At 64.7% G+C, this 447-nt stretch carries 1 pseudogene; it reads right to left on the reverse strand.

Going from position 1 to position 447, the window contains the following annotated elements:
• Positions 1-447 (reverse strand): annotated as a pseudogene (locus AB0L34_RS33685) (acyltransferase); the annotation flags it as partial.

Here is a 447-nt window from a genome sequence, read left to right on the forward strand (position 1 = left end):
ATGCGCGGGTGCAAGAGGTAGAAGGGGTAGCTGATGGCACCCGCAATGGCCAGCCAGCGCATTCTCACCCGGTCGGTGTAGCCGAGCGCGATGACGAGCATCAGAAGGTACACCCCGGTGAGCAGTACCGGTGCCGGCCAGACGGGCACCTCGAAGCCGGGCTTCAACTCCAGGGTCCGCCCGTACACGCGCTGCAGGCTGACCAGCCACGTGGCGAGTAGCAGCACCCACAGCCATGGATCGGATCGGTTGCGGCGAAGCAGGAACAGGGTGATTCCGGCGATGAAGTACGGCGCGAAGTCGGACATCACGACCTCGTCCAGGGCGGCACCCCGGAAGACGGGCATGACCACGGCGACTGCCAGCCACACCGCGCAGAATATTTTTACTCCCCGCTCGGTCGGCTTGGCCGCAAGAATGCACGCCGCGATCAGATAGAACCGGAGC

This window comes from Micromonospora sp. NPDC052213, from assembly GCF_040679695.1.
Taxonomy (GTDB): domain Bacteria; phylum Actinomycetota; class Actinomycetes; order Mycobacteriales; family Micromonosporaceae; genus Micromonospora.